The 19,225-nt window shown below is 68.7% G+C and carries 17 protein-coding genes and 2 pseudogenes; 11 read left to right on the top strand and 8 right to left on the bottom strand.

Going from position 1 to position 19,225, the window contains the following annotated elements:
• Positions 1 to 30 precede the first annotated feature (30 nt).
• Together IEZ21_RS04540 and IEZ21_RS04545 are read left to right on the top strand one after the other, a co-directional pair.
• Positions 31 to 1,767: an ATP-binding protein gene (locus tag IEZ21_RS04540; RefSeq protein ID WP_189320574.1), complete on the top strand. Its 1,737-nt coding sequence runs from the start codon at positions 31 to 33 to the stop codon at positions 1,765 to 1,767.
• Positions 1,764 to 2,450: a response regulator gene (locus tag IEZ21_RS04545; RefSeq protein ID WP_189320575.1), complete on the top strand. Its 687-nt coding sequence runs from the start codon at positions 1,764 to 1,766 to the stop codon at positions 2,448 to 2,450. Before IEZ21_RS04540 ends, IEZ21_RS04545 begins: the two co-directional genes overlap by 4 nt.
• A gap of 82 nt (positions 2,451 to 2,532) precedes the next feature.
• On the opposite strand, the gene IEZ21_RS04550 is transcribed toward IEZ21_RS04545, so the two are convergent.
• Positions 2,533 to 3,072, bottom strand: coding sequence for a hypothetical protein (locus IEZ21_RS04550; protein WP_189320576.1), 540 nt, complete (start codon positions 3,070 to 3,072; stop codon positions 2,533 to 2,535).
• 212 nt (positions 3,073 to 3,284) lie between these two features.
• Between IEZ21_RS04550 and IEZ21_RS04555 the strand changes: the two genes are divergently transcribed.
• From IEZ21_RS04555 to IEZ21_RS04565, 3 genes are read left to right on the top strand one after another with little or no spacing between them, the layout of a single operon-like run.
• A complete protein-coding gene (locus tag IEZ21_RS04555) occupies positions 3,285 to 4,664 on the top strand; it encodes an extracellular solute-binding protein (RefSeq protein WP_189320577.1) in 1,380 nt (459 codons plus the stop codon).
• A gap of 52 nt (positions 4,665 to 4,716) precedes the next feature.
• The gene (locus tag IEZ21_RS04560) at positions 4,717 to 5,661 is read left to right on the top strand and encodes a carbohydrate ABC transporter permease (RefSeq protein ID WP_189320578.1); all 945 of its coding nucleotides are present in this window, start codon (positions 4,717 to 4,719) and stop codon (positions 5,659 to 5,661) included.
• Between the two features lies 1 nt (position 5,662).
• Complete coding sequence (locus IEZ21_RS04565) at positions 5,663 to 6,508, top strand: carbohydrate ABC transporter permease (protein WP_189320579.1); 846 nt, start codon at positions 5,663 to 5,665, stop codon at positions 6,506 to 6,508.
• On the opposite strand, the gene IEZ21_RS04570 is transcribed toward IEZ21_RS04565, so the two are convergent.
• Entirely contained in the window at positions 6,498 to 8,645 is a 2,148-nt protein-coding gene (locus IEZ21_RS04570; protein ID WP_189320580.1) for a tetratricopeptide repeat protein, read from the bottom strand. The two genes, IEZ21_RS04565 and IEZ21_RS04570, sit on opposite strands and share 11 nt — an antisense overlap.
• Before the next feature lie 109 nt (positions 8,646 to 8,754).
• Between IEZ21_RS04570 and IEZ21_RS04575 the strand changes: the two genes are divergently transcribed.
• The 4 genes from IEZ21_RS04575 (at position 8,755) to IEZ21_RS04590 (ending at position 13,626) form a co-directional block, all read left to right on the top strand.
• Entirely contained in the window at positions 8,755 to 9,654 is a 900-nt protein-coding gene (locus IEZ21_RS04575) for a 5'-methylthioadenosine/S-adenosylhomocysteine nucleosidase family protein (protein WP_189320581.1), read from the top strand.
• 118 nt (positions 9,655 to 9,772) lie between these two features.
• Positions 9,773 to 11,764: an ATP-binding protein gene (locus IEZ21_RS04580; RefSeq protein WP_189320582.1), complete on the top strand. Its 1,992-nt coding sequence runs from the start codon at positions 9,773 to 9,775 to the stop codon at positions 11,762 to 11,764.
• A gap of 810 nt (positions 11,765 to 12,574) precedes the next feature.
• Positions 12,575 to 13,426, top strand: a complete 852-nt coding sequence (locus IEZ21_RS04585; RefSeq protein WP_189320583.1) for a helix-turn-helix domain-containing protein — start codon at positions 12,575 to 12,577, stop codon at positions 13,424 to 13,426.
• Positions 13,427 to 13,434: 8 nt separating this feature from the next.
• Positions 13,435 to 13,626: a hypothetical protein gene (locus tag IEZ21_RS04590; RefSeq protein WP_189320584.1), complete on the top strand. Its 192-nt coding sequence runs from the start codon at positions 13,435 to 13,437 to the stop codon at positions 13,624 to 13,626.
• A gap of 132 nt (positions 13,627 to 13,758) precedes the next feature.
• Here IEZ21_RS04590 and IEZ21_RS04595 read toward each other — a convergent pair whose 3' ends face one another.
• On the bottom strand, positions 13,759 to 14,565 hold the full coding sequence (locus tag IEZ21_RS04595; protein ID WP_189320585.1) for a hypothetical protein: 807 nt from the start codon (positions 14,563 to 14,565) through the stop codon (positions 13,759 to 13,761).
• 161 nt (positions 14,566 to 14,726) lie between these two features.
• Between IEZ21_RS04595 and IEZ21_RS04600 the strand changes: the two genes are divergently transcribed.
• Positions 14,727 to 15,122 (top strand): PIN domain-containing protein, encoded by a 396-nt coding sequence (locus IEZ21_RS04600; protein ID WP_189320958.1) that lies wholly within the window; start codon positions 14,727 to 14,729, stop codon positions 15,120 to 15,122.
• On the opposite strand, the pseudogene IEZ21_RS04605 reads toward IEZ21_RS04600, so the two are convergent.
• The 3 genes and pseudogenes from IEZ21_RS04605 to IEZ21_RS04615 all read right to left on the bottom strand — a co-directional run.
• Positions 15,056 to 15,202 (bottom strand): annotated as a pseudogene (locus IEZ21_RS04605) (IS701 family transposase); the annotation flags it as partial. The gene IEZ21_RS04600 and the pseudogene IEZ21_RS04605 sit on opposite strands and share 67 nt — an antisense overlap.
• Before the next feature lie 293 nt (positions 15,203 to 15,495).
• Entirely contained in the window at positions 15,496 to 15,894 is a 399-nt protein-coding gene (locus IEZ21_RS04610; RefSeq protein ID WP_189320586.1) for a YybH family protein, read from the bottom strand.
• Positions 15,895 to 15,974: 80 nt separating this feature from the next.
• The gene (locus IEZ21_RS04615; RefSeq protein ID WP_189320587.1) at positions 15,975 to 16,598 is read right to left on the bottom strand and encodes an NAD(P)-dependent oxidoreductase; all 624 of its coding nucleotides are present in this window, start codon (positions 16,596 to 16,598) and stop codon (positions 15,975 to 15,977) included.
• Positions 16,599 to 16,703: 105 nt separating this feature from the next.
• Between IEZ21_RS04615 and IEZ21_RS04620 the strand changes: the two genes are divergently transcribed.
• On the top strand, positions 16,704 to 17,087 hold the full coding sequence (locus IEZ21_RS04620) for a winged helix-turn-helix transcriptional regulator (protein ID WP_189320588.1): 384 nt from the start codon (positions 16,704 to 16,706) through the stop codon (positions 17,085 to 17,087).
• A gap of 233 nt (positions 17,088 to 17,320) precedes the next feature.
• Here IEZ21_RS04620 and IEZ21_RS47375 read toward each other — a convergent pair.
• Positions 17,321 to 17,450, bottom strand: a pseudogene (locus IEZ21_RS47375) (IS5/IS1182 family transposase); the annotation flags it as partial.
• Between the two features lie 16 nt (positions 17,451 to 17,466).
• The gene (locus tag IEZ21_RS04625) at positions 17,467 to 19,017 is read right to left on the bottom strand and encodes a cation:proton antiporter (RefSeq protein WP_246567278.1); all 1,551 of its coding nucleotides are present in this window, start codon (positions 19,015 to 19,017) and stop codon (positions 17,467 to 17,469) included.
• Positions 19,018 to 19,225 lie beyond the last annotated feature (208 nt).

The raw sequence follows: 19,225 nt of genomic DNA on the forward strand, positions 1-19,225 counted from the left end.
CACATGGACGCAACGAGGCAGACTGATTCCATGCGTATCCCCCGGCCCCGCAGCCTGGCGGGCCAGCTCTTCGCCATGCAGGCAGTTCTCGTCGCCGTCGTGGTGGCCGGTTGCGCCCTGTTCACGTACGTCAGCGACCGCAGCCAGACCGAGGACGCGGCGAGGCGTCAGGCCCTGGGCGTGGCCAGTTCCGTAGCGGATTCCCCTTCCGTACGGGAGGCCATACGGACCCCCGATCCATCGGCGATCCTCCAGCCGTACGCGAACGAGGTGCGGCGCCACGCGGAGGTCGACTTCGTCACGATCATGAACACGAAGGCCATCCGCTGGACCCATCCCGACAAGAACCAGATCGGCCGGCCCTTCCTCGGCCACACGGAGGACGCTCTCAAGGGCGAGCCGTTCACGGAGGTGTACACCGGCACGCTCGGCCCGTCCGTCCGTGCCGTCACGCCGATCTACGACAACGGCCGCATCGTCGGCCTGGTCAGTGCGGGCATCCGGGTCGAGGCCATAAGCGAGCGGGTGCAGGACCAGGTGACGGCGCTGTTCGGTGTCGCGGTGGGCGCGCTGGCGCTGGGCGCCGTCGGCACGTACGTGGTCAACGCCCGGCTGCGTCGCTCCACCCACGGGATGAACGCGAGCGAGCTCAGCCAGATGCACGACTATCACCAGGCCGCGCTGCATGCCGTACGCGAGGGGCTGCTGATGCTCGACGGCCAGTTCAAGGTGGCGTTGATCAACGACGGCGGACGCGAACTGCTCGGGGTGAACGGCGATGTGGTCGGCCGCTCGGTGGCGGAGCTCGGGCTGCCCGCCCCGCTGACGGGGGCTCTGCTGTCGGCGGAGCCGCGCGTGGACGAGGTGCATCTCACCGCCTCCCGGGTGCTCGTGGTGAACACCTCGCCGGTGTCGGGCGGCGAACGCCGGGGCACGATGGTGACCCTGCGCGATGTCACCGAACTCCAGTCCCTGATGGGCGAGTTGGACTCGGAGCGCGGCTTCACACAGGCGCTCCGCTCGCAGGCGCACGAGGCCGCGAACCGGCTGCACACGGTGGTCTCCCTGATCGAGCTGGGCCGCGCGGACGAGGCGGTCGGCTTCGCCACGGCCGAGCTGGAACTGGCCCAGGCGCTGACGGACCAGGTGGTCGCGGCGGTGAGCGAACCGGTGCTCGCGGCCCTGCTGTTGGGCAAGGCGGCCCAGGCCAACGAGCGGGGCGTCGAGCTGGTCGTCTCCGAGGACAGCAGCATCGACGACGGCCTGCTGCCGGACTCCCTCCCCGCCCGGGACCTTGTGACGGTCCTCGGCAACCTGATCGACAACGCGGTGGACGCGGCCCAGGGCTCGGTCGGCGCCCGCGTCACGGTCACCGCACTCGCCGACGAGTCGGGCCTGGTCCTGCGGGTCTCCGACACCGGGGACGGCGTGGACCCTGCCCACACGGAGGCGGTCTTCCAGCGTGGCTGGTCGACCAAGCCGTCCGGTCCCGGGGGCCGAGGGCTCGGCCTTGCGCTCGTACGGCAGGCCGTCAGCCGTCACGACGGGACGCTGACCGTGACGGAGGCTACGGGGGGCGGGGCGTCGTTCGAGGCGCGGTTGCCGTTGCCAGGGACGGAGGCGGAGGCGGAGGCGGAAACAGGGCGGGCTGCTTCGGAGGAGGCTTCGACAGGGCGATTTTCGGCCAAGGGGACTAAGGTCCACGCCGAGCCCGAGTCCGGGCCCGAGCCGGCTCCGCAGCCCACCCCGCACGGAGGCACCGTATGAGCACGCCCTCCAAGGACATCCGCGTCCTGGTCGTCGAGGACGACCCCGTCGCGGCCGACGCGCATGTCATGTATGTGGGGCGGGTGCCTGGTTTCACGGCAGTGGGGAAGGCGCACACCGGGGCGGAGGCGCGACGGGCGCTGGACCGGATGCCGGTCGATCTGCTGCTCCTCGACCTCCATCTCCCGGACGGGCACGGCCTGCAGCTCGCCCGCTCACTCCGCGCGGCCGGCTACCACGCGGACGTCATCGCGGTCACCTCCGCGCGGGACCTCACGGTCGTACGGGAGGGCGTATCGCTGGGCGTCGTGCAGTACGTCCTGAAGCCGTTCACCTTCGCCACCTTGCGGGACCGGCTCGTGCGGTACGCGGAGTTCCACGCGGCGGCCGGCGAGGCCAGCGGCCAGGACGAGGTGGACCGGGCGCTCGCGACCTTGCGCGCACCGAGTCCCGCGGAACTGCCCAAAGGACTGAGCGCGCCGACACTGGAGCGGGTGACCCGGGCGCTGCGGGACTCCACGGAGGGGTTGACCGCGGCGGGGGTGGCGGAGGCGGTGGGGATATCGCGGATCACTGCCCGGCGGTATCTGGAGCATCTGGTCGATGCGGGCAGGGCGGGGCGGAGTCCTCAGTACGGGCAGGTGGGAAGGCCGGAGTTGCAGTACCGGTGGATCAAGGGGTAGGCGGCGAGGGGCGGTTGGCACGGCGGCGGCCTCCGGTCAGTCCGGATCGCTCCCGGATCGCCCGAAGGCCATCGGCGTACCGTCAAGAAGAGCTGAACACCCCGGCGTACACCAGGAATTGGGCACCCAGCCCCGCGACAGCGAGCGCCTCCAGCACGGACACCGCCAGCAGGCCCCCGGTGACCTGACCACCGGCCCAGTACACAACGAGCCCCGCCAACGGCACGACGCAGAAGGCGAGTAGATCGATCCCGCACTGGATGGCTTTGCGGGAGGCCCTTCGGGAGTCACCGCGGTGGACGGTCTCCCAGCCGAAGGCGCCCTCAGTACCGGCGAGTTGGGCCAGCCGAGGCCCCAACTCGCCCCGTACGTAGGCCCCGATCGCCGAGATCTTCTCGTCGTTCACGAGGTAGGTCCACCCGAGAACGACACACACCGGCGGCAGCGCGAGCAGCATCGACGCCTGCTTGGCCTGGGCGGCCGCGGCGATGACGGCGGCGACGACCGCGAGGGTGACGTACAGCAGGTTGTCCCGGAACCCGATCCGCGCCTTCTGCTCGTCCTTCACGCTCTCGTACTCGGCGAGCAGCAACTGGCCTGTGGTGACGTCTTGTTCCGGCACGTCTCTGTCCCCCTTCTCGACGCCCACCGTCTCTGCTGGTCAGGCGACTCGGCAGTACCTTAAGCGTGCGCCGCAGGCTGGAGACACCGCGGGGATGTCCGTGCCAAGCCCAAGCCCAAGCCGCTGCAAGGTCATTGACCTGACTAGACCACCGCTCTTACGTTCACGAGGCAGCCAAGCTCGGCCACAATGACGTCGGCCAGTAGGAGGTCGTGCCCGTGCGCCCCACCGCCGCTCCTCTTCTCCTCGCAGCTCTGCTCGCCGCCACCACTCTCTCCGCCTGCGGCGGCGGCTCCGGAAGCGACCCGGACACCATCGAGGTCTCCTTCAAACAGTCCACGGACAACTCGATCAAGGTCCTGGACACCTACCTGGCCGACATGAAGAAGCAGTTCGAGAAGGCGAACCCGGGCAAGAAGGTCAAGCTCGTCCCGATCAAGGCGCCGGACTCGGAGTACTACACGAAGCTCCAGCAGATGCTCCGCTCCCCCAAGACGGCCCCGGACCTGGTGTACGAGGACACGTTCCTCATCAACTCGGACATCACGAGCGGGTACTTGAAGCCCCTCGACCCGTACCTGGAGAAGTGGAAGGACTGGGACCAGTTCATCGACACGGCCAAGGCGGCGGCCAAGGCCGAGGACGGCAAGACGTACGGCGTACCGGACGGGACCGACACCCGGGGCCTCTGGTTCGACAAGGGAATCTTCAGGAAGGCGGGCCTGCCGGAGAACTGGCAGCCGAAGACGTGGGACGACGTCCTCGAAGCCGCCCGGACCATCAAGCAGAAGGTCCCCGGCGTCATCCCGCTCAACGTCTACACGGGCAAACCGGCAGGCGAGGCCTCCGCCATGCAGGGCTTCGAAATGCTCCTGTACGGGACGGGCAACTCGGCGAGCGAAGACGAAGACCCCCTCTACGACACCGCCTCCAAGAAGTGGATCACCGGCAGCCAGGCCTTCAAGGACGCCCTCACCTTCGTGGAGACCGTCTACAAGGAGAAGCTCGGCCCCGACGTGTCGGACGCCCTCGACCCCAACATCCCGACCAGGGTCCGCGGCGAGTTCCTCCCCGAGGGCAAGCTCGGCATCAACCTGGACGGCTCCTGGCTCCCGCAGGACTGGCTGGAGGGCAGCGGCCACGAATGGCCGGAGTGGTCGGAGAAGTTGGGCCTCGCGGCCATGCCGACCCAGAACGGCCAGGCCCCCGGCAAGGTGAGCATGTCGGGCGGCTGGACCTGGTCGATCCCCTCCAAGGCGGCCAACCCCGACCTCGCCTTCAAGTTCATCGAGACGATGCAGACGAAGGCGAACGCCCAGAAGTGGTACATCTCCAACTCCGGTATCTCGGTGCGGAAGGACGTCGCCGAGGACCCGGAGTACGTGAAGGCGCAGCCCGGCATCAAGTTCTTCACGGACCTGGTGTCCATTACGCACTACCGTCCCGCCTACCCCGCGTATCCGAAGGTCTCGACGGCGATCCAGGAGGCCATGGAGGGTGTGACGACGGGCGACAGCTCGGTCGAGGATGCGGCGAGCGGCTACGACGAGGAACTCAAGTCGGCCACGGACAACCAAGTGATCAAGAAGTGAGCGAGAAGCGGGAGTTGAGCGAGAAGGTTGAGCGAGAAGTGAGCAGCCGTTCATGACCGCCGCGCCCCCGGCCGGTCCCGGCGTCGTCAAGACCGCGCCGGGACCGACCGCCCCACCGCCCACGCCGAAGAGCCGCTCCCTGCGCCGCGCACTCACCCGCGCCCTCCCCGTCTCCCCCGCCGTCGTCCTCCTGGTCCTCTTCCTCGCGGGCCCCATCGCGTACTGCGCCTACATCGCCTTCACGGACCTCCAACTCACCGGCCAGGCCGAGTCGTCCTTCGTCGGCTTCGACAACTTCCGCGAAGCTTTCCAGGACGAGGCGTTCCTCAACGCCGTATGGCTGACCCTGGTGTTCACCGTCCTCAGCTCCCTCATCGGCCAGAACACCCTGGGCCTGGCCCTCGCCTCGCTGATGCAGCGCGCGTCAAAGCCCGTTCGCACACTCACGGGCGGCATCGTGATCACGGCCTGGGTACTACCGGAAGTCGTAGCAGGCTTCCTCCTGTACGCCTTCTTCCGCCGCGAAGGCACGTTGAACGCCATTCTGGACTGGCTGCATCTCCCGTCACAGAACTGGCTGTTCACGCTCCCGATCCTGGCCGTCTCCTTCGCCAACGTATGGCGGGGCACGGCTTTCTCGATGCTGGTGTACTCGGCGGCGCTGAATGAAATCCCGAAGGAGATCACGGAAGCCGCGGAGGTCGACGGGGCGGGCGGCTGGCGCCGCATGTGGCACATCACGCTCCCGATGATCAGACGTTCCATCGGTACGAACCTGATGCTCAACACGCTCCAGACGCTGTCGGTCTTCGGCCTGATCTGGGTCATGACGAGAGGCGGACCGGGAAACCGCAGCCAGACCCTCCCCCTCTTCATGTACGAACAGGCCTTCCAGAAAAGCATGATCGGGTACGGGACTGCCGTGGCGCTCTTGCTTCTCGTGGTCGGTTCGCTGTTCTCGGTCGTCTATCTGCGACTGCTGCGGACGGAGGTCTGAGATGCCCGTAGCCCCGACCCTCAAGTCCCGCCGCGCCAACCGCCGTTACGCCGCCGACGTCGGCCTCCTCGTCGTAGCGGCCGCCTTCGTCCTGCCGCTGGCCTGGGTGGTCCTCTCCGCCCTGGACCCGGACGCCGGCCTGCAGGTGAAGATCCCCGACGGCGTCACCCTGGACAACTTCGACGCCGTACTCGAACCCGACATCACCTTCACGCCCCTGCTCAACAGCCTGATCCTGTGCGGCGGGGCGACCCTGCTGACGGTCGTCTGCGCGGCTCTGGCGGCCTACCCGCTGTCACGGTTCCGGTCCCGGCTCAACCGGCCGTTCCTGCTGACGATTCTCTTCGCCACGAGTCTGCCGATCACGGCGATCATGGTTCCGGTGTACGCGTTGTTCGTGCAGGTGGACCTGATCGACACCATGCAGGGCACGATCTTCTTCTTCGCGGCTTCTCAACTGCCTTTTGCCATTTGGCTGATGAAGAATTTCATGGACGGGGTGCCGAAGGAGTTGGAAGAGGCGGCCTGGACGGACGGCGCATCGTCGTTCCAGTCGCTGCTGCGGATCGTGCTGCCGCTGATGGGGCCGGGGGTGGGGGTGGTTACGGTCTTCTCGTTCGTGATGATGTGGGGGAACTTCTTTGTGCCGTTCATGCTGCTGCTGAGCCCGGATCAGATGCCGGCTTCGGTGAGCATCAATGATTTCTTCGGGAATCGGGGGACGGTGATTTATGGGCAGTTGGCCGCGTTCTCGGTTATTTATTCGACGCCGGTGATTTTGTTGTATGTGTTGGTGGCGCGGCGGTTGGGTGGTGGGTTTGCTTTGGGTGGGGCTGTTAAGGGGTGATGGGGGTGGGAGGCGGGGTTGGGTCCGGGCCCTTGTCCGTTCTGTCGGCCCAGTTGAGGGCTTGGGTGGCTTCGGTGGGGGCGTTGGCGCGGGTGTAGGCGTCGGCGGCCTGGAGGTAGCAGGCGCGGGCGTCGGAGGGACGCTGGGCAACCTCGTGGGCGAAGGCCAGGTTGTGGAGGGTCTCGCCTGCCCCGTACCAGTCCTCGAACTCCCGGCAGATCTCCAGGGCCTTGCCGTACGCCTCGACCGCCTTCCCCACCCGGCCCGCCTGCCGCAGGGCGATGCCGAGGTTGTTCCACGCGGTGCCCTCGCGGTGGCGGTCCCCGGCCGCCCGGTACAGGTCGCGGGCCCGGGTGTGGGCGTCGACCGCCTCCGCCACCCGGCCCGCCTCCCGCAGGGCGATGCCGAGGTTGTTCCACCCGACGCCCTCGCGGTGGTGGTCCCCGGCCGCCTGGAACAGGTCGCGGGCGTGAGTGTGGGCGTCGACCGCCTTCCCCACCCGGCCCGCCTCCCGCAGGGCAAGGCCGAGGTTGCTCCACGCGATGCCCTCACTGTGGCGGTCCCCGGCGGCCCGGTGCAGGTCGCGGGCGCGGGTGAGGGCGTCGACCGCCTTCCCCACCCGGCCCGCCTGCCGCAGGGCGACGCCGAGGTTGTTCCACGCGATGGCCTCGCGGTGGTGGTCCCCGGCGCGGTGGGCGGCCTCCCGGGCGGCACGGCCGACGGTGATCCAGTCCTCGAAGGACCGCCGCCACTCCAGGTACACCGCCAGGCATTCGGCCAGCCGCACCGCCGTGTCCGCGTACCGCTCCTCCCCCGCCCACTGCACCGCCGCCACCAACCCTGCCCGCTCCCCGTCCAGCCACTCCAGCGCCTGCGCCCGGTCCGCGAACCGCTCCGGCTCCGCCTTCCCCGGCAGCCATCGCAACCGGTCGGCGGCGGCCTCCGCCCACCGGCAGTAGAACTCCAGCACCCGCCCCCGCGCCGCCTCCCCCTCCTCCCTGAAGCCCGCATCCCTTGCCACCACACCCACCCCGAACGCCCGCACCAAGTCATGCAACCGCCACCTCCCCCGCCCGTTCCCCCGCTCGACGAGATGCGTGCGCGTCAGCGCGTCCAGGGCACGGGTCGGCGGGGCGTCTGCCTCGGTCAGGACGGTGACGACCTCGGTGCTCACGTCAGGCCCCGGGGCAAGGGACAGCAGGCGGAGCAAGCGGGCCTGCTCAGGCGGCAGACGCCGGTACGACAGGTCGAAGGCGGCGCGGACACTCCGTTCGCCATCATCGAGGTGGGTGAGCCGGTCGCGGAACTCGGTGAGTTCGGCGACGAGTTCGGCTACGGGCTTGTCCTGGTCCAGCACCAGAAGAGCAGCCGCGATCTGGAGGGCCAGCGGCAGATGCCCACAGCGGGAGGCGAGTTCCGCGGCTGCCTCGGGCCCATCGGCGACGCGACTGTCGGACGGGTCGGCGATCCGCAGGGCGCGGTCGAGCAGGGCGTACGCCTCCTCCGACGTCAGCTCGTCCAACGACAGGAGCCGTGCGCCCAGTTGGGGCAACTTGTTGCGAGAGGTGACCAGAAGACGGTGCCGTGTGTTGCCGGGAAGCAGGGGGCGCACCTGCTCCGGTGAGGACGCGTTGTCCGCCAGGATCAGCACCGCGCCCCGCTCCCGGGCACGCTCGGCAAGGGTCGAACGGTAGAGCGCGGCCCGTTCGTCCGCAGCCGGGATGTGCTCCGGAGCCGTACCCAGCGCACGCAGCAAGGCCTCCAGCGCCTGGTCCGCCGTGACGGGATCGTCGTCGTACCCGTGCAGGTCCATGAAGAGCACCCCGCCCGCGAACCAGCCCCTCCCGCACGCCTCGTGCGCCGCCTCCACCGCGAGCGCCGTCTTGCCGATGCCACCGAGCCCGGACACCGCCGCGACCAGCACGGCGGCCGGTCCTTCGGGCGCGGACGGGTCGAACGCGTCCAGCAGCGCACGCAGTTCGTCGTCCCGGCCGGTGAAACCGACCGCTCTCGCAGGCAGGGCGTCCAGCGCGGTGGGCGCGGGCCCGTGCTCGTGGTACTCCGCCTTCGCGGTGAAGGGACCGGTGAACTCGCCTCCCCGGAAGTCGAGATGGTCCCCGTCGTACCCGTTCGTCATCGCGCCGTCCCCCGTGCCGCCTCCGAACATCGCGTGACATCACGGTACGCCGCACCCACCTCGCCCAACACACGCTCTGGACATGCAACTTGGCAGTACCGTTGAGAGCGTGCCGGAGCCAATGCCCACCGTAGCGATCCTCACCGCGCTGTCCCTCGAATACGAAGCCGTACTCAAGCACCTCACGCATGTCGAGAAACTCACGCATGAGCGCACCGGCACGCGGGCCAGGCGAGGGAAGCTCCCCGGCACCCCCTGGCACGTCGCCCTGGTCGACATGGGCGAGGGCACGCTCACGGCCGCCACGATCACCGAGCGGGTGATGACGTGGCTCGACCCCGAGGCCGTGCTCTTCGTCGGGGTCGCGGGCGGTCTGAAGGACGACATCGGCATCGGCGACGTCGTGGTCGCGACCAAGGTGTACGCCATCCACGGCGGCAAGCAGACCCCCGACGGTTTCCTGAACCGCCCGGAGGCCTGGCGCGCCTCGTACCGTCTGGAGCAGGCGGCCAAGGAGGCATTGCGCGGGAAGGCCCCCTTCAACGGGAAGGTCCACTTCAAGCCGATCGCGGCCGGGGACGTCGTCCTCGCGGACAGCGACTCCGAACTCGCCCAACGCATCAGGACGAGCTACAACGACGCCGTCGCCATCGAGATGGAAAGCTCCGGCGTCGTCCACGCCGTATCCCTCGCAGGTGAAGCGGGCGCGTTGATCATCCGGGGCATCAGCGACAAGGCCAACGCGGACAAGTCGGCTGAAGACGCCAGGGGTTCACAGCCCCAGGCCGCCGCGAACGCGGCCAGGGCGGCGGTCGCCGTACTCCGCGAGCTGCAACCGAAACCGACTGCCCCGCAGGCTCGTGACTCCGACCCCCGGGAGGGCCCTTTTCGCAGCTCCACGGACGCCCCCACGTACAGCGGAGACCACCTCGACCTCCGGGGAAGCACCTTTCACGGCCCCTTCACCGCCAAGTCGGTCGGCCAACGACCGCACGGCGACGGACAGTAGCCCAGGCGAAGGCCCGCAACACGGAACCGGTACGCCGCAGCAGCCCCACGGCCCGGTACCCACCGCGACCACCACCCTCCCGCCCCGCCCCCTCGGCTTCACCGGCCGATCGGCGGAAATGGGCCGCCTGCTCCCCCGCCTCGAACCCGCCCCTGACGGAGCCGCCGCGCTCCCTCTCCTCATCTTCGCCGTCACCGGCATGGGCGGCATCGGCAAGACGGCACTGGCAGTGGAAGCCGCCCACCAGGCCTGCACGAAGGGCTGGTTCCCCGGCGGCACGCTCTTCGTCGACCTGCGCGGCTACGACGACGCCCCCGTCACCGCCGACCAAGCCGTCCTCGCCCTCCTCGACGCCCTCGGCGTACGCGGCCCGGATCTGCCACAGACGACGGCGCGCCAGTACGACACGTACCGCACCCTCCTCGCCGAGCGACGGGATCGGACGCTGCTGATCCTGGACAACTCCTCGGACCCGTCCCAGTTCCTCCCCCTGCTGCCCGGGACGGACCACCACCGGGTGTTGATCACCTCCCGAGACCGCCCGGACGCCCTCCCCGTACGCCTCATCGACCTCGAAACGCTCGCTCCGGACGACTCCGCCGCCCTCGTGACCCGTGCCCTCCACGACGCCGACGAACGCGACGACCGCCCGTCCCGGGAACAGGACGCCCTCCGCGAACTGACCTCCCTCTGCGGCCACTTGCCCCTCGCCCTCCAGATCGCCGCCGCCATGCTGCGCCGGCGCCGCCACCGCGACATCGCCTCGCTGGTGACCGAGATCAAGAAGGCCGCCGACCCCACCGCCGTACTCGACACCGGCAGTCGCGGCACCGACCTGTACGGCCGTTCGCTCGTGCTCCGCCCGGTCCTGGAGACCTCGTACCGCCGTCTCCCACCCGGCCAGGCCCGACTGCTGCGCCTGCTCGCCCTCGCCCCCGGTACGGAGACAGGCGCGGAGGCCGTGGCCGCCTTGGCCGACCTCGACATGGGGGCCGCCCTGGGCCTGCTGGAGGACCTGGCCGCCACCCATCTGGTCACGCCGGTTCCGGGCGGCGAGGGGCCAGCTTCCAGTGTGCGGTGGCGGTTGCATGACCTGGTGCGGGCGTTCGGGGTGGGTGTGGTGGCAGGGGACGCGGAATTGGTGGCGGAGGGGGAAGCGGCACGGGAGCGGGTGCTGGAGTTCTACCGCCGGTGGGCGAAGGCCGCCGATGACCGGCTGCGGTGGCTGCCCGGGAAGGCGAAGCCGGAGCGGTTCACCGACCGGGCGCAGGCGCTGGAGTGGCTGGACGGAGAGCGGGCTGGCTTGGTGGCGGCGGTGCAGTGGGCGGGGGAGGAGCGGTACGCGGACACGGCGGTGCGGCTGGCCGAATGCCTGGCGGAATACCTGTCCTGGCGGCGGTCCTTCGACGACTGGATCACCGTCGGCCGGGCCGCCCGGGAGGCCGCCCACCGCTCCGAGAACCGCCTCGGCGAGGCCATCGGGTGGACTAATCTCGGCGCCGCCCTGCGGCAGGCGGGCCGGGCGGAGGAGGCGGTCGACGCCCACACCCGCGCCCGCGACCTGTTCCAGGCCGCCGGGGACCACCACCGCGAGGGCAGCGCGTGGAACAACCTCGGCCTTGCCCTGCGGCAGGTGGGCCGGGCGGAGGAGGCGGTCGACGCCCACACCCGCGCCCGCGACCTGTTCCAGGCCGCCGGGGACCGCCTCCGCGAGGGCATGGCATGGGGCAACCTCGGCCTTGCCCTGCTGCAGGCGGGCCGGGCGGAGGAGGCGGTCGACGCCCACACCCGCGCCCGCGACCTGTTCCAGGCGGTCGGGGACCGCCACCGCGAGGGCGCCGCGTGGAACAACCTCGGCGCCGCGCTGCGGGGGGCGGGCCGGGTGGGGGAGGCGGTCGAGGCGTGCGGCAAGGCTCTGGAGATCTGCCGGGAGTTCGAGGACTGGTACGGGGTGGGCGAGACTCTCCGCAACCTGGCCCTCGCGCACCAGGTTGCCCACCGTCCCGCCGACGCCCGCGCCTGCTACCTCCAGGCCGCCGACGCCTTCACCCGCGCCAACGCCCCCGACGAAGCCGCCCAAGCCCACACCTGGGCCGAAGAACAGGAATAGCGCCCGGTTCGCATCTCACCCCACCTCACCCCCCACCCCCGCATAACCCCGAGCCCCCCGCCAAGGCAAAACCGCCCACATCCGAGTCCCACCCCCAGGCTCCCAAGCCTCCCCGAACCCCCACTCCCCCTCACAAGCCCGCACCACGCACCCCAACACCCGCAACGCCGCCCTCCGCCGCGCATCACAAGCCGCCGCCAGCCGAGGATGCGTATGCCGTGGATGCCCGTCGTAGAAGACCACCCGCAACGCCTCCTCCCGACAACGCAGCGACAGATACACCTCGGCCCCCGACGTGAACCGGCAAGCACACGCAGCCAGTTCACCCACCACCTGCACCGCCGCATCCGTCACGTCCTCCAACCGATGCAACTGGAGGACCGCCCTGGTCGTCGCCCGAGCGATGCGAGGGCTGGTCAGATCGGCGGGAAGCGTGAGGCTGTACGCGAGGGTGTCGGGCGACGGTGACGGGGTTGCCACCGACACGTCGTTGAGGACGGAGCAGACGGAGACGGCTGTCGCGGACATACGGAACTCCCTTGAGAACTCGGTGAATTGACGGACCTTGACGTCTCGACCCGACCGGTGGCATGCCTCCCTGACGCAAGCCCACCCCTCCCAGGGAAGGAGAACCTGGGCAGGCTCGCGCGATGCGCTTCCGACTACGTCGGGCCGTAAGCGACTCGTCACCGACTGTAGAGAGATCTGGTGGCTCCTTGCCACCCAATCGCCGACATTGCCACTAACGTGGTGGACCAACCAGGCACGGAAGCGGCAGACTTACGCCGCAACCGCTGAAGGAAGAGACTCATGCCGCCGAGGTCAACCCCCACGGAACGTCAGAAGCGACTGGGCGCGGAGCTGCGCAAGATGCGCCTCGCAGCAGACGTGACCACGGAGTACGCCGCCGGACTACTAGGCCTCGACAGGGCAAAGATCTCCAACATTGAGGCCGGGGTCCGGACCATCACGGCGGACCGCCTCAGGACCCTCGCCTGCAACTACGCGTGCCACGACAAGGCCTACGTCGACGCACTGGTCGACATGGCCGGCGACCGTACACGCGGCTGGTGGGACGCGTACCGGGGACAACTGTCCGCAGGCCTCCTCGACATCGCAGAACTGGAGTGGCACGCCAAGAGCGTCCGCGCAGGTCTGGCCATGCACATGCCGGGCCTGCTCCAGACCGACAGCTACGCCCGCACGCTCTTCGGCGCGGCACTCCCACCCTTGTCACCGGCAGAGGTCGAGCTGCGTGTGGCCCTTCGCTTGCAACGCCAGCAGGTGCTGTACCGCAACGAGCCGATCACGTACGTGGGCTACGTACACGAGGCCGCCCTGCGCGTCGAGTTCGGCGGGGCCAAAGTGATGCGCGGGCAACTGGATCACCTCTGCGACGTGTCCGAGCGTGACAACATCGACGTACGCGTGATCCCCTTCAAGGCCGGAGCCTTCCCCGGCGCAGGCCAAGCGGTGATCTACGCCGAAGGACCCGTCCCACAGCTCGACACAGTGGAACTCGACTCCGCACACGGCCCCGAGTTCACGCACGGCCAGTCCCAACTCGACAAGTACCGAGCCCACTTGGACTGGATGGAGACTGCGTCACTCTCGCCCAGTGCGTCACGTGACTTCATCCGCGACATCGCCCGTCAATTCTGAGGAGCACCATGCCCGAGATCACGTGGGAAGAGCCCTTCTGCGCCGAAGGCGCCAACTGCTTCCGCATAGGCACCGACCCTCAAGGCAACGCCTACATAGCCCTGGCCGGCCAAGAAGACCACTACCTCACCGACACCCGCGAAGCCCTCCGCACCCTCATCCTCGACATCAAGGCAGGAAAGGCCGACCACCTACTGTGAGCAGGGTCGGGGCCGGCGCGGTGGCTTGCACCCCGTTTCCAGGCCCTGACCCTGCTCAACTCAGAGAGTGCACTCATCGAGGCGGTGTTGATCCGGAAGCGCCGGAACCAGACTCCGCATCAGGCGTACGGATCAGCCGAGCTTGGCCGCCTGCGCGTCAATGACGGCGGTCGGCAGCTCGAACGCCTCGCCTCGGGTGATCGCCGCGATGTTGAAGGACGAGAACCCCGCGAGCGTGGTGCCCTGCCGGAAGACGACGACCTTGGTCTCGGCGGCGGCGTCCTGCTTCGTCCCCACGGTCCAGGCGACGGCGTCCTCGCCGGCGGAGAGCTTTTCCTCGCTGACCTTGGTGACCTGCTGCTTCTCCCCGTCGATCGTCATGGCGAAGCCCCCGGCGCACTTCTTGCCGGCCTCCCGCAGTGTGGCGAGGGTCTGCTCGGCGCCGTCGGCGTCGTAGGACCAGAGGGAGGTCATCGTCTTGGTGATGTCGAGCGAGTCGATCATCGCCTCCTCGGCCTCCTTCTCCGTCATGTCCGCGAGCTCCTCCGTCGAGGGCATGTCCTTCTTGGCCGCCTCGGGCTCCTGGACGACGAGCCGCTGGGCGCTCGCCGCCGGCTCGCCCGCAGGCAGGGCGGACAGCACCTGAGCGACGGGCTTGCACTCGGCCTTTTCGACGGAGGAGAGGGCGTCGGGTTCGAAGACGTCGTCCTTCCCCGGCTCCGTGATCTCGTGGCCCTCGACGTCGCCCTTGGCGACCACGAGCTTCTCCAGCTCGTCGGCGGCGAGCGCCTTCGCCACCGGCTTCTCGGACTTGGCGCCGCCCTTCGTCACCTCCTTGTCCTCACCGCCCTGCTCGCTGCCACCGCAGGCGGTGACCAGAATCGCGAAGGAGACCGCGGAAGCGGTCAGGACGGTACGACGTATGGCAGTGGCTCGCATTACGCATCTCCTGATCAACGCCCTGCGCCCGGATGCGGCGCAGAGTTCACGCGAGCAAGACCCGCGTGGCCGGGCCAGGGTTGTACTCAGGGGTCCTGCCATCAGTGGTTCGTCGTCGGGATGCGCATGGGCTGTCCCTGCACGTCGACGGTGACGAGGAAATGCGAGCACGGATCAAGGTCGCCGAGCAGAACGGGCGACGGGTCGCCTTGTCCGCCTTGACCCCACTCGAAGTCCGGCGCACGGGGCAGGCGGGCAAACGCCTGACGTTCCTGCTCTCCCGGTTCGATGTGCGGCCGGTCGACGACACGGTCATCCACACCGCGGGCCGCCTCCTGGATGCGACCGGTCTGGACGGGCACGAATGCCTCGTGGACGCGATCGTCGTCGCCACCGCCGCCCTCTGCCTGCCACCGGTCCGCCTGGTGACCTCCGACAACTCGCACATACCCAAGCTGTGCACCGCGGCTCTGGATCTTCCGGGGCAGCCCGCCGTCACCGCGAGAAAGGCGTGCGCAAGCATGGCCAGGGTGATGTGCCGCGTCCAGCCGACGTGACGGCGGACCTCGTACTGATCCAGGCCGCACTCGTTCTTCGCAGCCTGAAAGCACTCCTCGATCGCCCACCGGCGCCCGGCAGTACCGGGTTCTCCAGGGGCAGCACGGTGGAGGTCAGTGCCAGGTCGCCGACGACGCGGCGTGCCGTTGGGATGTGAGGGCATCTTCGGGGTGCCGGCCAGCATCGCCTCGTAGGCTTTGCGCAGTCCGCTGCAGCCGGTGCTGGCCGAACCCTGGAAGTACAGGGCCCCGATGCGGTCGTACAGCGCGAGCACGCCGTCGGTGTCCCCGGCCTCGGCGCGCTCGAGCCACAGTCGGCCCAGATCCTCGGGCTTGTGCGCCTTTCGCGACCGTGGTCGGTGACCGCCGGCTTCTAGGCCTGCGCCGGGTTCTGGGAGAACATGTACTTGTGGATGCGCCACCCGTCCGGGGTGCGACGCAGCACGAACAGCTCGCGGAAGTAGGCCTGGGTGCGAGTTCCGTCGGCCACGGCAATCACCGTGACGGGCTGCTCGGATCGGACGATCGCGATCTCGTCGTAGACCTCGGTCGAGACCACCTCCACGTTGACCTCCATCCCGATGGCGGCGAAGGTGCTGGCGTAGAAGGAGTCAACGGCGTCGCGGCCGCGCAGGCTGGGCAAGTTCTCGGGGATGATCTCGGCCTCGTCGGCGTAGAGCCGCAAGATCGTGTCAGTGTCCTTGATCTGCAGCGCTTGCATGTACGCCTCGACTACGCCGACCGCGTCGGCGGTGCTGTCGTTGTTCGTCACGTGGTGCTCCTCTGATATTCGTTGGCAACCAACACAACACGTGCCGGTGACGTGCCAACTTTTCCGTTTCTGTGAGCCGGTCAGTACGCGACGTGGACGAGGCGGCGGGTGAGCTCGCCCCGCTGCAACTCGTCGACGAGAGCGACGGCGTAGTCCTCGGCGCTGATGTGGCTGTTGCCCTCGCCGTCGCTGAGCAGTTGGTGATCGCCTATCCGGTACGCGCCCGTGCGCTCGCCCGGCTCGACCATCGCGGGCGGGGAGAGGTAGGTCCATTCCAGGTCGTCGGCGTTGTCCCGGACAAGTTCGAACAGCGCCACCTGCGCGCGAACCGGCGGCAGGAAGTCCTCGGGGAACCCGGGGGTGTCGACGACCCGTACACCGGGGGAGACCTCCAGGATGCCCGCGCCGCCCACCACCACCAGGCGACGCACCCCGGCCCTGCGTACGCCGTCCAGTACGCCGCGCCCCACCTCCAGCAGCGACTCGGAGGCCTCGATGCCGTCTCGTGGCGGTGACACCGCCAGGACCACCGCGTCGTGGCCGGCCGCCAGGCGTGCGACGGTGTCGGCGTCGCTCGCGTCCGCCGCGAGGGTGCCGTCCTTCCCGCTGCGCGTGGCACGGGTCACCTCGTGGCCCCGCTCGCCCGCCTCGGCAGCGATCCGGCTGCCGATCATCCCGGTGGCTCCGAACAGCAAGATGCGCATCCCATGACCTCCTTGTAGTCATCGCGTGTGCCGCGCACACGCCGTCACCGAGACGGTATCAATGGGATACTGGTTACTTCAAAGATACTGAAGTACCCTTCGGATATGGTGAAAGAAGCTGCCGACGACTCCGAGATCTGCTGCCCGTCCCGGCTGGTGCTCGACCGCATCGGTGACAAATGGTCGGTGCTGATCGTGCTGAACCTGGGCGACGGCCCCAAGCGGTTCAGCGAACTGCGGGAGCTGCTTCATCACGTGACGCCCAAGGTCCTCACCTACACACTGCGGGGGATGGAACGCGACGGCCTGCTCACCCGCACGGTCTTCGCCGAGGTCCCGCCCCGCGTGGAGTACGAACTGACCCCGCTGGGCCACTCCCTGCGGCCCGTCGTGGAGCCGATCAGCACCTGGGCCGAGGAGCACGTGGACGAGGTCCTGTCCTTGCGCAAGGCCCACGACGCCCGCTCCGCGGACGAGTTCGCGGGCTGATCACCGAGTAGCCCGACTGCGAGATACGGCCCGCCATGCACGAGACCATGGCTGAATGAGCGTTTGTGACAAGTCGCGTGCCTCATTGGTGACAACCAGGCTGCTTCGACCGGTCTTATTCAGCAGCTCAACCGGCTCTGCAGGTGACAACTACTGAGCTTCGGCTCACCGTCGCCCTGACATTCGCCACACGCCCCAAATACTGGTACGAGGTGACGAATAAGTGAGGTCTTTCAGCGTTGCCGCTCCAGAGTGAGGACGGCTGCTGCGATTGGCGTCATCCGATTCGGGTCGCACCGCGCTCTGCGGAAGATCCGCCGGGACTTCAGAACGGACGACTCCGCCCTTGACCGGTGCTCGTGCCCATCCATCACCTGCGTCAGCCTTGTTGTGGCGGTCGGTGCCGGTCGGCTTTGGCCGGGGTGATTGCCGCACCTTCCTGCTGTACAGCACGGTCCACGGCACCGGCCCGGTCCTGCCGGTCCTCCTCGGCGCTCTCGGTGTCGGCGGCAGGTCGATGGCATTGGCGGGCCTCGCCCGTTGGGTCCTCCAACACCTTCTCCGGCCCCATCGCCGCGTTGGAACCGCTCGCTGGTTCACGCACTGTCTGTCCGGGAACGGCGTCCGCCCGCGGGGGCGGACGGTCCGAGGAGAAGAGCGCGGGATCACTGGACAGCGCCCGGGTCAGCCATACCCCGGCGAGCTGGGAGGTGAGGATGGACAGCAGCACGAGGGCGACGAAGAATCGTCCGTTGATAACGCCTGCACCAAAGGTCACCGAGGCCAGGATGATGCCTGGGCCGCCGCGGGCGTTCATCGCCACAGCGAAGTGGGTCGACCACGACGGTGACTTGCCGGCCAGGCGCGCCCCCAGCCACACGCTGCCGAACTTGACCACACAGGCCAGAACGAACAGCCAGCCGAAGAAGACCAGATCCAGGTTGTGGACCAGGTCGAGGCGGAAGCCGACGAGCGCGAAGTAGATCGGGATGAAGAAGGCCAGTGAGAATGCGCGCACGGCCTCCTGCCCAGGTGACGCCGTCTCCTGGCCCGCCATGGCGATGCCCGCCATGAGCGCGCCGAAGATCGGATCGATGCCCAGGCCCATGCAGCCCAGGCACAGGGCGAAGAGGAACACCAGGCGGAACGCCGCCGGGCTGCGCCGCTCCAGCACACCCAGGGGTCCGGCGGAAAGCCGGCGGAACGCTGCCCGGCCCCCGGCCAGGCAGACCGCGAAGAACAGCACCGAGGCGCCCACGTAGTAGGCCACGTCCCAACCCATCGCGTGGCTGGGGAGCAGCGCGGGCAGGCCGTAGGAGGTGTCCGCCTGGATGTGGGCGAGCCCCAGGATCACCGCCAGGACGACATAGAGGAGAACGTCCTCGACGACGGCGACCGTGAGCACCATCCGGGCGAAGAGGCTGCCCATGATGCCGAGATCCATCATGATCCGGGAGATGACCGGGATGCTGGTGACCGCGATGGCCAGGCCCAGGACGAGGGATATGCTCGCCGCCGACCCGTGCGGGCCCGCCAGGCCACCGGTATCCACCACCTGGGCTATGGCCAGACCTGCTGCGAACGGGATCACCAGGCCGGTGACGGTGGTGAACACCACGGTCTTGCGCTCCGTGCCCAGGCCGCTCTGGCGCATCTCCAGACCGGCCAGGAAGACCATCAGGATCGTGCCCAGCTGGTAGACGGCGCCCAGCGTGTGGGCGGTGGCGCTGGAAGGCGGCACCAGCCAGCTGCTCACCGAGGGGGCGAGAAGGCCCAGGGCACTGCCCCCGAGCAGCAGGCCCCCGACGATCTCGCCGATCACCGGAGGCTGGCGCAACCGTGCGAAGAGATGTCCGCAGAGGTGCGCCGCGACCAGAAAGACGGTCAGCACGATCAGAATCCTGGCTATCTCCGCAACCGTTAGGGGCATGAGCACGCCTCCGAAGCGTCTAGGACTGAAACCTTTCGAGTGCTGGAGACGTGGGGGAGGGAGACTCCAACGCGCAATGTCGTGCGTTTATCGGACGATTCTTTTGCGTCGAAGATGCCCGGACGTATCCCGATTGACCCTTAAAATTACCAACTTCCCATAACCTGTTTCCTCAATGTTAATTCGAACTAATAAGCATTATTATGTC

The organism is Streptomyces flaveus, from assembly GCF_014647675.1.
In the GTDB taxonomy this organism is placed as follows: domain Bacteria; phylum Actinomycetota; class Actinomycetes; order Streptomycetales; family Streptomycetaceae; genus Streptomyces; species Streptomyces flaveus.

What these genes read in the sequence shown, in the direction of transcription:
- IEZ21_RS04600 (WP_189320958.1), top strand. Translation starts at nt 14,727, where the DNA reads ATGCGAGCACGGATCAAGGTCGCCGAGCAGAACGGGCGACGGGTCGCC.
- IEZ21_RS04560 (WP_189320578.1), top strand. Translation starts at nt 4,717, where the DNA reads ATGACCGCCGCGCCCCCGGCCGGTCCCGGCGTCGTCAAGACCGCGCCG.
- IEZ21_RS04540 (WP_189320574.1), top strand. Translation starts at nt 31, where the DNA reads ATGCGTATCCCCCGGCCCCGCAGCCTGGCGGGCCAGCTCTTCGCCATG.
- IEZ21_RS04565 (WP_189320579.1), top strand. Translation starts at nt 5,663, where the DNA reads ATGCCCGTAGCCCCGACCCTCAAGTCCCGCCGCGCCAACCGCCGTTAC.
- IEZ21_RS04590 (WP_189320584.1), top strand. Translation starts at nt 13,435, where the DNA reads ATGCCCGAGATCACGTGGGAAGAGCCCTTCTGCGCCGAAGGCGCCAAC.
- IEZ21_RS04595 (WP_189320585.1), bottom strand. Translation starts at nt 14,565, where the DNA reads ATGCGAGCCACTGCCATACGTCGTACCGTCCTGACCGCTTCCGCGGTC.
- IEZ21_RS04545 (WP_189320575.1), top strand. Translation starts at nt 1,764, where the DNA reads ATGAGCACGCCCTCCAAGGACATCCGCGTCCTGGTCGTCGAGGACGAC.
- IEZ21_RS04585 (WP_189320583.1), top strand. Translation starts at nt 12,575, where the DNA reads ATGCCGCCGAGGTCAACCCCCACGGAACGTCAGAAGCGACTGGGCGCG.
- IEZ21_RS04615 (WP_189320587.1), bottom strand. Translation starts at nt 16,598, where the DNA reads ATGCGCATCTTGCTGTTCGGAGCCACCGGGATGATCGGCAGCCGGATC.
- IEZ21_RS04580 (WP_189320582.1), top strand. Translation starts at nt 9,773, where the DNA reads ATGGGCCGCCTGCTCCCCCGCCTCGAACCCGCCCCTGACGGAGCCGCC.
- IEZ21_RS04625 (WP_246567278.1), bottom strand. Translation starts at nt 19,017, where the DNA reads ATGCCCCTAACGGTTGCGGAGATAGCCAGGATTCTGATCGTGCTGACC.
- IEZ21_RS04620 (WP_189320588.1), top strand. Translation starts at nt 16,704, where the DNA reads ATGGTGAAAGAAGCTGCCGACGACTCCGAGATCTGCTGCCCGTCCCGG.
- IEZ21_RS04570 (WP_189320580.1), bottom strand. Translation starts at nt 8,645, where the DNA reads ATGACGAACGGGTACGACGGGGACCATCTCGACTTCCGGGGAGGCGAG.